The organism is Adhaeretor mobilis (assembly GCF_007741515.1).
In the GTDB taxonomy this organism is placed as follows: domain Bacteria; phylum Planctomycetota; class Planctomycetia; order Pirellulales; family Lacipirellulaceae; genus Adhaeretor; species Adhaeretor mobilis.
This window is the reverse complement of sequence record NZ_CP036263.1, coordinates 1,792,687-1,805,320: the sequence shown is the minus strand read 5'-3', so window position 1 is coordinate 1,805,320 and position 12,634 is coordinate 1,792,687. Positions and strand designations below refer to the sequence as shown.

The window sequence follows — 12,634 nt, the reverse complement described above, 5'->3', positions numbered from 1 at the left end:
GTTAAGTGTGAACGATCAATCTCCAATCCCTATTAAAAGACAATGACAAAGACCTACCGACTGAATCGTCTGTTTCACCCCCAGTCGAACCGCTGTTTAGACGTCGCGATTGACCACGGATTCTTCAACCAGCCCGGATTTCTCCGCGGCATTGAAGACATGCGAAAGGTGATACCTACGCTCGTTGAAGCCGCCCCCGATGCGATTCAGCTTACCATCGGCCAGGCTAGACATCTGCAGTCGATGCCCGGCCGCCAAAAGCCGTCGTTAGTTATGCGGACCGACACAGCCAATATCTATGGGAGCGAACTTCCTGATTGCCGCTATAGCGAAATCGTCGCGAATGCCGCCCTGCAAGCAGTGCAGCTTGATGCGGTATGCGTCTGCGTCAACTTGTTTCTCATCCCGGGTGCACCTGACGTGAATCATCAGTGTGTGGCTAATATCAACCAGCTCAAGGTTGAGTGCGACCACTATGCAATGCCCATGATGGTCGAGCCGCTGGTCTTTCGTCCCAATCATGAGGCGGGTGGCTATATGGTAGATGGAGATGAAACAAAGATCACGCATCTAGTTCGCCAAGCCGTCGAGCTGGGCGCAGATATCATCAAGGCCGACCCAACCGACGATGTCTCAGTTTATCACAAAGTGGTTGAAGCGGCGGGAGGCATCCCGGTCCTTGTACGTGGAGGGGGGAAGGTTTCGGATAAGGAAATTCTAGAAAGAACTCAAGGCCTGCTTGAACAAGGAGTGTCGGGCATCGTCTACGGCCGCAACGTGATCCAGCACGAGAACCCTGCCGGCATCACCAAAGCACTCATGGCTTTGTTGCACGAAGAAGCTTCGGTGGAAGAAGCATTCGCTTGCTTACAGGCATAGCAGACCTGCCGGGGCAGCCTTAATGGATGTGGTCGCGAACATGAATACTGTAGTTGCCAGTGAACGTCCGATGAGTGTGGATGACGGAAGGCCCCTAGCTGTACCAGCAGGTGGAATTCATGAGGCACTGTTCGATTGCCCACAAGAGTTACTCCAGCGCCATGTGAATACGAGTTGGAAGGAACTGCTGGAGTGAGGCGAACTACGAAAGCTCCGCGCGTGCAGTGTTCTCTGGCACTACGCTGTCCGCCGGGCCGCTTAAGAGGGATTATTGATTGCCCCCCTGATCACGTGTCGGCACCATCGAGCGATTTTACCTACCCTGCATACCATTTGCGAATGGACGCAACAGGCAATTATGCGTAAACAACGATCCATACTTCTGGCATGCCTGTTGCTTCTTTTTTTGACTTGGCCCTGCGTGGGTAGAGCAGAGGCTAAAGGGGAGGTTCTTTCCGATGAATTGCGAGAGCGGGCGGTCGGCCAACTGCGGATCGGCCTAGAGGGAGAAAGTGGTTGGGCCAAAGTGCATGCGGCCGAAGCCCTATTGACACTTGGCTATCCACAGGGCGTTCGTGAGGCGTTCGAAGAAGAGTTAGAGATCAACAAAGTAGAGCCTGGATATCGCATCGGTATCTGGCGCGTGCTTGCCCAAACAAGTTCACAAGAGGAACGTCCGTCTTGGGTTGGCAAAATCCGCGAGGCGTTTCTCGATCTGGAAGGTCCCGACCGAGTAAACGCCGCTGAGACACTGGGGAAACTCGGGTATCAGGTCGAGCCCCAGATGCGACCTGTTTTTGAAGAGGCGACCCAATCAGAAGATGCGGCGCTGGCCGTATGCACTCTTTGGGCCCTAGCAGGTTCTCCGGCTGACCGCGAGCATCGGGCGGAACTCGTACAGCGGATTGAGGCAGAGGATGCACTCTCTCGGCAAAGCGCTGCTTATGCCCTCCGTTTCTTGCCCGATCTGTTGGCGGATAGTCGAAATAAGCTAATCGATGCCACCAAGGCTGAACCTAATGGTACAGCCGCTCGGGCTTACCTACTTAGCTCTGCTTTCATCGCATCGGTGGAAGAGGATGAGAGAGAAGGCTTTCGAGAGGAACTGATCCAGATCGCTCGAACGGGGGAGCCAAATGAAAAAGCGGAGGTCTGCCATGGCTTGGCCCACGGGGGGGCGATGGCAGATGTGGCCACATTGGTCGAGTTACTGGATGACACCGATCCTGATGTGCGCGTGGCGGCGGCTGCAGCCATTTTGCGTATCGGGCGTCGAGTCGGCCACAGTATCACCGCGCTCGACTGGTTGGTGATTGCGGGCTATGCCCTCGGGATGATCGGTGTGGGGTGGTACTACTCACGCCGAACGAAGACGACGGACGACTATCTGCTCGGTGGAAGGACTATGAAGCCGTGGGCAGTCGGCCTGTCGCTCTTTGCCACCCTGCTGAGTACGCTCACCTATCTAGCCATGCCGGGCGAGATGATTCAGCACGGACCGATGATCCTGGCCCAGCTCGCCGCCTACCCGTTTATTGTGCTCGTTGTCGGATGGCTGATGATTCCCTTTTTCATGAAGCTTCAAGTCACCAGCGCCTACGAAATCCTGGAACTGCGATTGGGAGCCGGTGTGTGTCTCCTCGGCTCGTTTTTCTTTCTATCATTACGGCTCATGTGGATGGCGATGATCATCTATGCGACCACGAGTAAGGTGCTGATTCCATTGCTCGGCTGGGATCCGTCTGCCATTCCCTACGCATGCGCCGTGCTGGGGGTCGTGACCGTAATCTACACGTCGATGGGTGGAATTCGGGCCGTCGTGTTGACCGACGTCGTGCAGACCTTCATCCTGTTTGGCGGTGCAGTACTGACGATGGTGATCATCACAGTTCATCTCGGTGGGGTCGACGCTTGGTGGCCAACCGAGTGGGCAGCCACTTGGGATCCTCCGAAACTCTGGTTCGATCCCGGATCGCGCGTTACCATTGCAGCGGCTTTTACCGCTTCATTTACTTGGTACATTTGCACCGCCGGCTCAGATCAAATGGCGATCCAGCGTTATCTTGCGACACGGGACGTGAAAGCGGCACGACGAATGTTCGCCATCTCGGTGGGCACGAGCGGCTTGGTTACCGCCTTCTTGGGGATTCTCGGTTTTGCTTTGCTGGCCTACTTTCAAAGCCGTCCATGGATGCTTGCCGACGGCCAAACAATTGCGTCCAGCGCCGATATGCTCTTGCCTCGCTTCATTCTTCTAGGGCTACCAGTCGGTATCAGTGGTCTTGTCGTGGCCGCACTGCTGGCTGCGGCGATGAGTAGTCTCTCCTCTGGAATAAACTCGTCTTGCTCGGTCATCACCGTCGATCTCGTCGATCGTTTTCGGAGAGACAAAAAATCGGAGACCGATCATGTGCGATTGGCCAAATATGTCTCTTGGCTGGTAGGGGCGGCGGTCGTCGTCTTGAGTTGCTACGCCGGCCTCGTTCCAGGCAATTTGTTGGAGGCCACTTTCAAGGTGGCCAACTTGCTGGTCGCTCCGCTCTTCGTGTTGTTCTTCATGGCCATGTTCGTTCCCTGGGCTACGTCGCTCGGTACACTACTAGCTGCCGGAGCGAGCACTGCCACGGCCATCGGCATCGCGTTTTACGGAATCTTTGACCTAGGATTCCTGTGGATCATGCCAGGCTCTCTCTTGGCGGGAATCGTCACAGGAATGCTTCTGAGCCTCCTTCCAGATACGAGAAACAAGAAGTAACGTCTTTCGATTCTGATTTGCCTCTATCGCTCAATGCGGTGTGGCTTGCTGTCAAACTCGAATGTGTTCGACTGCTGGTGTGCAGAAGGATTTCTTCAGTGCATTTTATTCCTGTCACTAACGCCCTCTAGGCGATTCAACAAAACGGCGCGAGCGGGGGGCTTGACGTAATGTTGTATTGTACCATAATCGAACACAACGCAAGCAATGGGAGAATCAAGGACAATGCCTCGTAGTTCAGCGGATGGTCAGAAACGTCGATTAATTCTAGCCAAATTGCTAGAAGACCACGAGAATGTCTCAACTTCCGAGTTGGCGTCTCAGCTGGATGTTAGTGAAATGACCGTTCGGCGTGACTTGAAGCAGCTTCAGAAGGAAGGCATTGCCCTACCATGCTATGGGGGGGCGATGGTGGCCCGACGAATTACTTTTGAATTTGATTTTGAGGAGCATCGTCGCTCTCACCTCGTTGAAAAACAGCGTATTGGCAAAGCGGCTGTTGAGGAGATCGAACCGGGCCAAACGATATTCTTGGATACAGGCACCACGACACTTGAATTGGCACGGGTGTTAGCAAATCTAAGCATGGAGTTAACAGTCGTAACGGCAAGCTTAGTCATAGCAAGCGAGTTGTGGGCGAGAGGAAATACGAGATTGCAACTGCTCGGCGGTCAAGTCAGAGGGGGGAATCCAGACTTGGCGGGGCCTTTGACGGAGTTGATGTTGGAGAAAATAACTGCGGACGTGGCATTCCTTGGAAGCGATGGTGTTAGTGCCTCTAGAGGCAGTTTTGCTGGTGACTTGGAGACTGCTCGTATCGCTGAGCGAATGGTGGCGTGTGCCGATCGCGCCGTGGTTGTATGCGATAGTTCAAAGCTAGGTCGAAATGGCCCCGTACGATATGCAGTTTTGTCCGATATCGATCTCTTGATTACCGACAAGAAAGTTAATCGAAACGTGGCAAGGCAATTGACGAGTCGAGGCTTGAAAATCAAAAAAGTTTAAGGGAAATAGCTCAAATGGATGGACGTGAAATTAGGTTGCAACGCATGCTGGGCGATGGTCGGGCGGTCATCATTGCTTTTGACCATGGACTCTTCGATGGCCCCATTCCGGGAATGCAGGATTTAAGAAAGACTGCTGCAAACGTTAATCCTATAGTGGATGCGGTATTGCTTGCACCTGGAATGTTGCGGCACTGCCACAGCATTTTTGCTTCACCAAAACGTCCCCTATCGGTGGTCCGCTTAAACTGGAATACCGTTTATTGCTTCAAATTCAACTACCTCAGCGCCAAGAGTGTCTATTCTTATTCGCCAGAGGATGCTTTTCGAGAGGGAATGGATATTGCCTTAGTTTCCTTAACCTTGCAGACCGGATCCGAGGAAAGAGACGCAGCCAATGTTGAAGTGTTTTCTTCGCTGACAACTGCTTGTCACCGACTAGGAATTCCAGTTATAGGTGAGTATTTCCCTACAGGTCACGCGAATATGTCCAGCGAAGAATTGCACGAAGACATTCTGATTGGGAGTAGAGTTGTCGCTGAACTAGGTGCCGATGCTATTAAAACATTCAATACTTGTAAATTTGAAGAAGTGACGAGTAGCTGTCCCGTTCCGGTTTTTGGACTCGGGGCAGAAAAGACCTCTACACAGCGAGAGGCTTTGGAGCTTGCTGCTTCCGAAGTGCAGGCAGGGGCCCGAGGGGTGGTATTCGGTCGAAATGCAATTCAAGTCCCGAGTCCAATGTCATTTCAAGCTGCCTTATGTGAGGTAGTGAAGGACTCAGCTGAGGTAGATGATGTCGTAAACAAGCATAAACTCGCCTAGAGCCGGCGTAGTGAAGTTGCGGCAATACGGGGAATTCGTGAGCAAATCGGAATAATTAACTAGCAGTGAACAGAAAAGGGATGAAGTGTCATTATGGCCAATTCGTTTGATTATGAGCTGTCACAATATCTAGAGTTTCGCGACAAGGAAGTCTGCCAACGTGTGCGACAGATCAAGCGGCAAGATATAACGAATACGCCTTCCGACAAGCTCAAGATCCGTGTGATAGAGCATGAGACTGCCTTCCAATTTAGCTTCTTGATGGACATTGTCTCCGGAATAAAGCGAGCCTTGGATGAAGGCTCGAAGCAATATGTCCTCATTCTTCCAGCGCCGAACCCAAACTATGCCTTCGTCGCTAAGATGATCAATGATTTGAATATTCCTTGCCATCATGTGCATACTTTTAACATGGATGAATATGCCAACGAAGATGGCAAGACAGCCCCTAAGAACTGGAAAGGGGGCTTTCAGTACTGGATGTATCACGACTTGTTCGACCGAATCCGTCCCGAACTGCGAATGCCTGACGAGCAGATACATTTTCCGAATGACAAGAATGTCAACGACTATAGCAAGATGTTGGAAGACAAAGGCGGTGCAGACGTTTGCTATGGTGGTATCGGGTGGTGTGGGCACATCGCATTCTTTGAACCGCATTTAGGACGTGAATTCGCCGATGATCTGGATGGCTACTTGGAACAGGGTAGTAGGATCGTCGATTTGAGTCCGATCACAGTGTGCCAAAACAGTCTGTATGCTGATGCAGGTAGCGCGGGAGACTGGTCCTGGGTACCTCCTAAAGCTGCTACTATTGGCCCCAAAGACCTCAAGAATTCCAAGCTAGTAAGCTTCTGGAATGGTTTTGGTGCAGGTGAGTCGGTATGGCAACGATACATCACCCGCTTAGCCGCGCATGGCCCGGTAACTCCTTTGGTACCGGCAAGTATTTTGCAGGTGATTAACAGTGAATTGATTTTGTCAGGCTCGGTAGCTGCTGATTGCAGTACCGAAACGAGCGAAAGACGTACTGAGATGGTTATCTAATGCTAACGGATGTCCTGCGCAACAAGTGAACCTACCAGGCTGCGTTACTCTCTCGACCCATTCTCGCTTCTACTTGACACAATGGTTCACTGTTAAGCAACGATCCGTTTAGGTATCGAGATCGACGGTTTAAAATGGCCAACAAGCATCTCAAGATAAAAGACCTGCAAAACAAGACCATCGACGTTCACTCCCATGTCGGCGTGGGGGTCGGCAGTTATATTTGCGGAGAGTATCCCTATGCTCAGTCGGCCGAAAGTCTCTATTACCGCCAGCTAGCTGGCAAGGTTGACGTTAACGTTGTCTTCCCCTTGCTGCCTGACCTTTCTTTCGACTTGGCAAAGATGAAGCACGGTGAAAGAGTGCGAGTTCAAAGCCCGCTCTCCGATCCGCCCTACTCGATAGAGAATCTCATGTTGATGCGTGAGATATTCGATTTTTGCCCCGAACTTTCAAATCGCTTTATTCCTTTCGTCTCCTTGGATCCTGTTAGAGACGTGGAGCCCCAACTCCGTGCCCTCAAGAACTTAGAACATGATTATCCAATCTATGGAATTAAGATTCATCCCGTGGGTTGTTTGTCGCATGCCATAGGAATCCTCAGCACGGGGAACAAGTTCCTGGATTTTGCTGAGGAGCGTAATATTCCGTTCCTCTTTCACGCGACCACTTTGCCTAACGATGAGTATTCGCAGGCGAGCGATCTGCTGCACATCGCAGCCGAAAGGCCAAAGTTACGCTTTTGCCTAGCCCACTGCCTGATATTCAATCGACAAATGTTAGATGCAGCTAGTTCGGCTGCAAATGTTTGGGTTGATACTTCAGCCATCAAAATTCAAGTTGACCTAGCGTTACAGTGTGTTGCTGAGGGAATGATAAGCAGAGACTCCTTGCTAAAAGCCAACTATTCAGACCACCTCGAGGTGATGGTCAATATTTGCGAAGAGTACCCCGACTTGATTCTTTGGGGATCAGATGCGCCTGCTTACACCTATCATTGTCGAAGACAACAGGGGGACGGCATCTTTCAGGAGTTTGGATTAAAGGGTCGCTACGAGGATGAAGTGGGTGCTCTGAACGCCTTGTCACCGACTCTACGCCGCAAGGTATCCAATAGCAATACGCTCGATTTTCTTTTTGGTCATACTTTGGAACCGACGAGCTAACGAATGTATTTAGGACTAGATCTAGGTACAACGAATGTCAAAGTGATTGTCGTCAATGAGGATGGCAAAGTCGCAGCTCGCCATCTTTGCCCTGTCGATCGAGAGAGGTCGACCAATGGAAGTGTTGAGCAGGATATTGAGCAGATTTGGGATGCTACCTGCCATTGTATTCGAGAAGCCACCTGTGAAGTTGCCGGAGACACTATTCAAGCTGTAGGCGTTTCTAGTCAGGGTGCTGCGATACAAGTCTTAGATGCTCTTGAGAAGCCATTAGGCAAAGTTATCAGCTGGCTCGATAGTCGTGGATTCCTTTACGACCAGCAGTTGACTGAAGAGCTAGGCAGCCAATTTTTTTCTGGAAGGCTTGGCCACGAAAAGAGCTGCTTGGCCGCAGGACAAATTTTGCGACTTCAGAGCACTTCGCCGGTAATGTTGAATCGCGACAACCATATTGCATTTGTAGGCGATGTAGTTACCGGGAGATTGTGCGGTCGGCGAGCACACGATGCTACTTCGCTAGCGATTGCCATGCTCTACAACCCTTGGCTTCAGGCTGCCGATCCTGAGCTGCTTCAGCGATTGTCTCTCTCCGAGCAACAACTCCCAGATCTCTTACCCGCAAGTTCGATCGCAGGGGTGCTGAGCGGTCCTGCATCAGAGGCGACAGGCTTACCCGATGGAACACCTGTCTCTCCAGCAGTTCACGACCAATACGCAAGTGCACTAGGGGCTGGCTCTATTGAAATCGGCAGTGTCTCTGTAGGAACTGGTTCTTCGTGGGTCTTGTTGGCGAATTGCGAAGCGCTTACTGAGCCAGTTATTCCTAGTACGTTTGTATGTCGCCATCTCGTTGAGGAACTCTACGGACAACTGCTCACTATGGGCACGGGAGGTGTTGCCATTGAGTGGGCGTGGAACTTGTCAAATGAGAGCCCAGTAAATCGCGAACAACTCGATGAGTATTTGTCAGAAGTGCCCGTTGGAAGCGACGGTCTACGTTTCCAGCCTTCACTGCTGCTTGATTTATCGGAGAGAAAAGATACCAGTGCTAGTCTAACCGGAATCTCGCTGCACCATTCATTCAAACACATACTTCGCGCTGTGGTAGAGGGTTTGGCTTTGGAATTGGCTCGATACATAGGGCGACTCCGTGAGGCCGGCATGCTGATTCAAGAATTGGTCCTATGTGGAGAAGCAGCACATAGCCCCGTTACACGGCAGGTCATAGCTAATTCGACAGGTATGCCGGTCAATTGTGTAACAGAACCTTTTGTTAGCGCACGAGGAGCGGCCGTGTTGGCACGGTCTTTGGTTGTAGGTGATGACTTGAAAGCATGCGCCAAACTACTAGCCCCCGAATCAATAGTAGTCCGTCGAGATGAAGACTTTCCGCTCTACCAAGAATTACTGAAGAACTAAATCGCATTTATCTAGGATACCGACGCAAGGGATCACATGACTGCTACTCCGCTATACCACGTCTGGGACTACAGCAACACCGATCGTAAATTCTGGGAAGAACATCTTGAAGCATGGCTGCCCGAACGAATCTTCGATGCCCATACGCATGTGCAAGAGCCGCAGCATCGAATCATTTCTATGACCGATGCCATGCGGAAGCAGTATTGGGTAAACGAAGTTTTCGAGCCCATAAGTGCAGCAGATGCGCAGCGTTGCTACGAGCAAGTCTTTCCAGACCGTAGTTTTTCATGCCTTGCGTTTGGTGTCCCCAGTCTGGAATTTGATGTAGAAGCTGGAAATAAACAACTTGCTTCCGATGCCGATGAAAGAGGGTGGAAATCGCTTGCCGTAACTCTTCCATCGATGTCAGCAGCTGAGCTCTCGGAAGAATTGGATCGACCAAGTGTTGTTGGTGCCAAACCGTACTACGCTTTAATCAGCCACGACCCAACTAGCCGCGACAAGCATTTAGAGGCTAGTATTTTTGATTTCCTACCCCACCACCAACTAGAACTACTAAATACGAGGCAAGCTTGGGTCACCCTTCACGTTCCCCGGGCAGGTCGGTTGTGTGATCCCAAGAACATTCGTGAAGTACAGACAATTCGCGAGAAATACCCTGATATTGCGTTAGTTATCGCTCATCTCGGGAGGTGCTACACCTTAGAGCATGCCAAAGAAGCGTTGCCTCAACTAGCAAACGACCACGGGTTGTACTTTGATACTTCGGCCGTTCTTAATCCAGCAGTCTTACGATTCGCTTTGGAGACAGTGGAGCCGGAACGGATTCTTTATGGAACGGACAACCCGATTTTTTATATGCGAGGCAGGCGAAGTTGGTCGGGAGCAACTTATAAGAATTACACGAACTACCCATTTCATTTCAATCAACAGCGAGAAGCCCCTGAGATTGAAGCGAATTACACACTTTACATGTATGAAGCTTTAAAAGCATTTAAGTCTGGCTGCGATGATTTAGCTTTGGATCGACTTTCGATAGAAAGGATGTTTTCTAAGAATGCTGAGTCCTTGATAGCTAGAGCCAATTGCAAGAAAGAGTTGAGAAGCAGCTGCTCAGGAGATTTGCCTTCAAACGGTTCGTGTCAGCCATAGAAGCAGTGTATGTCATCTATAGGAACACTGGTCAAAGTAGGCCTTTCTGAAGGCAAGAATTCGTAACTCGGGTGATCTACACAAGGTATTATGCATGTCAAAAATCAGTCAACTTTTTCATCATTGGAGTGGGATCGATTGTCAAATGAAAAACAATACGAATAGGTTACATCTCATGCAAATCCTCATTCGTGCCACTGTTCTTTCGACATTCTTTCTACTTTCAACTTCCGGTCTCATAGGGGCAGCAGAACCTATCAGACTTGCGGTTATCGGTGACTCCCTTACTGCTGATGCTGCTGCTAAACCAAATGATTTGAATGTGTATTCTGCTCTATTGGCGCAGTTCTTAGCTCCAGAATACGAAACTCGGAACTTCGCTCGCTCTTCCGTGGGTGTCTTAGAAAAGGCAGAGCTCCCTTACATTTCAACCCCGGAGTATCAAGCAGCTCTAAGCTGGGCTCCTGATGTCATTGTGATCATGCTCGGCACAAGCGACAGTATCTCGGAGCCTCGGGACAACTGGCAACATCACGGGGATCTTGAAGGTGATGTTCTTCGCCTCATTCAATCTTTTCGAGCAAATAATGCACAAGTCAAGGTACATCTACTTGGTCCTCCTCCTGTGTTCCCCGACAACATGGAAGATAATGAGACAATTGAACGGCTGAAAGTTCGGGCTGCACGAATCAAAGAGATTGCAGCAGTCTATCGTCAATTAGCTCTCCAAGAGCCGCAAGTCTTTTATCACGATCTGTCTCGGAGCTTTAGCTCAACCATCGATGGCGTTCATCCCGACAACTTTGGGCACGAGTCGCTGGCACACGAGATCCACGATCGATTGGTAATCGCCTATGAGGAATCCTGTGGTCTAGAGGCGAAACTGGCTTCGTTGAACCTCTCTGTCCGGGAGGACCATTGGCACGGTTTTCGGAGATTCACGTTCGCCTTAGGGAAAGCAACTTGCCATTTGGTATCACCGCATCAGGTTGCGAAGAATCGACAGTGGATTTTGCGAGCCAGGTTTTTCGGCCACGAGCCAGAGTTAGACCTTTCGCTGCTCGACCGAGGGTTTCATGTTGCTTACTGTGACGTTGCCAATCTTTATGGATCCGAGGAAGCAATTGCTCGCTGGGACAAATTTTATGCTCTTGCCACTAATGAACTCTCCCTTTCTCACAAGCCTATTCTCGAAGGGATGTCACGAGGTGGTCTTCCGATCTTCCTCTGGGCTTCCAGAAATCCAGAAAAAGTGTCCGCAATCTACGGCGACAATCCCGTGTGCAATAGTCTCTCCTGGCCAGGCGGACAAAATGGGACTCGTTCGAGCGAAAATTGGGAGCAACTCCTGGAGGCATATGGCGTGGTGGAGGATCAGGCAGAGAAACTTCCCCAGCCGCGACACGCCGAGATCCTTGAACCGATCGCCAAAGCGAAGGTTCCCATTGCGCTCGTCCTTGGGATGGCCGATACAACTGTGCCTCCGTCTGACAATGCGCTCCCGCTGGCCCGTGAATACAGAAAGCTAGGTGGGCGTGTCAAGATTTGGAGAAAGCCCGGAAGCGGGCATCACCCCCATGGCCTGCACCCTCCGGATTCTCTCCGTCGCTACTTGATGCGCACTGTGTGTCTCATGGAAAACCCCGCCGTCGAGTCCGTTCCCTCCGTAGAGTATCGGGCAGGGGCCGGCTGGGGATCGGACTGGCAAACTGCTTTCAGGTATCTGAAACGTGTCGCCGCAGCTAAGCCAGATAGTAAGGTTGTTTTGCTTGGAGACTCAATTACCCAAGGACTTACCGGTCACAACCTCCGAATGGCTCAGCCCGACGGACCACGAGCCGTCGATAGATACTTAGGAAACCAACAAGCTCTGTGCTTAGGTCTTTCCGGAGATCGGACCGAACACATTCTCTGGCGCCTTCAGAATGGTCAGCTTGCGGAGCTTACTCCCGACTTTGTCGTTTTAATGATTGGTGTCAACAATATCAACTCGGCACGGCATACCGGAGAAGAAACGGCAGAAGGTACCATTGAAATTGTTAGGTGGTTGCGTGACCACAAGCCCAATTCAAAGATCATCCTGTGCGGGTGCTTTCCAACTGGAAAAACGCCCTCCGATCCACTACGAGAAGAAGTTGATGATCTTCATCGGATAATTGCCCGTCTATCTTCAGATCCGAGTGTCCAGTATCTAGACTTAAGATCACACTTTCTAAATGGTGATGGCACTCTCAATCAGAACATGAGCGAAGATGCAGTGCACATTACTCGTAGTGGACAAGAAACGTGGATGAAGGAACTTGAGGGCGTGCTGAAGAGGTAGGGCACTGCCTAATCGGCGGACCAGTATTTCCTCCGTTGCGATGTTCGCACTGCTGGAGCCC

Annotated in this window: 10 protein-coding genes; all 10 read left to right on the top strand. The window is 50.9% G+C overall.

Features of this window, described 5'->3' with window-relative positions:
- The first annotated feature begins 42 nt into the window (after positions 1-42).
- The 10 genes from HG15A2_RS07090 (at position 43) to HG15A2_RS07050 (ending at position 12,573) form a co-directional block, all read left to right on the top strand.
- A complete protein-coding gene (locus HG15A2_RS07090) occupies positions 43-879 on the top strand; it encodes a class I fructose-bisphosphate aldolase (protein WP_145059185.1) in 837 nt (278 codons plus the stop codon).
- 40 nt (positions 880-919) lie between these two features.
- Positions 920-1,075, top strand: coding sequence for a hypothetical protein (locus HG15A2_RS23840; RefSeq protein ID WP_218932380.1), 156 nt, complete (start codon positions 920-922; stop codon positions 1,073-1,075).
- 162 nt (positions 1,076-1,237) lie between these two features.
- On the top strand, positions 1,238-3,634 hold the full coding sequence (locus HG15A2_RS07085; protein WP_145059183.1) for a sodium:solute symporter family transporter: 2,397 nt from the start codon (positions 1,238-1,240) through the stop codon (positions 3,632-3,634).
- Positions 3,635-3,859: 225 nt separating this feature from the next.
- Complete coding sequence (locus tag HG15A2_RS07080) at positions 3,860-4,639, top strand: DeoR/GlpR family DNA-binding transcription regulator (protein ID WP_218932379.1); 780 nt, start codon at positions 3,860-3,862, stop codon at positions 4,637-4,639.
- Positions 4,640-4,653: 14 nt separating this feature from the next.
- Positions 4,654-5,463 (top strand): class I fructose-bisphosphate aldolase, encoded by an 810-nt coding sequence (locus tag HG15A2_RS07075; RefSeq protein ID WP_145059179.1) that lies wholly within the window; start codon positions 4,654-4,656, stop codon positions 5,461-5,463.
- 93 nt (positions 5,464-5,556) lie between these two features.
- Complete coding sequence (locus tag HG15A2_RS07070) at positions 5,557-6,510, top strand: sugar phosphate isomerase family (RefSeq protein ID WP_218932378.1); 954 nt, start codon at positions 5,557-5,559, stop codon at positions 6,508-6,510.
- A 134-nt stretch (positions 6,511-6,644) separates the two neighbouring features.
- A complete protein-coding gene (locus HG15A2_RS07065; RefSeq protein WP_145059177.1) occupies positions 6,645-7,676 on the top strand; it encodes an amidohydrolase family protein in 1,032 nt (343 codons plus the stop codon).
- 3 nt (positions 7,677-7,679) lie between these two features.
- A complete protein-coding gene (locus tag HG15A2_RS07060) occupies positions 7,680-9,095 on the top strand; it encodes a xylulokinase (RefSeq protein WP_145059175.1) in 1,416 nt (471 codons plus the stop codon).
- A gap of 36 nt (positions 9,096-9,131) precedes the next feature.
- The gene (locus HG15A2_RS07055) at positions 9,132-10,250 is read left to right on the top strand and encodes an amidohydrolase family protein (RefSeq protein WP_145059173.1); all 1,119 of its coding nucleotides are present in this window, start codon (positions 9,132-9,134) and stop codon (positions 10,248-10,250) included.
- Positions 10,251-10,425: 175 nt separating this feature from the next.
- Positions 10,426-12,573, top strand: a complete 2,148-nt coding sequence (locus HG15A2_RS07050; protein ID WP_218932377.1) for a GDSL-type esterase/lipase family protein — start codon at positions 10,426-10,428, stop codon at positions 12,571-12,573.
- Positions 12,574-12,634 lie beyond the last annotated feature (61 nt).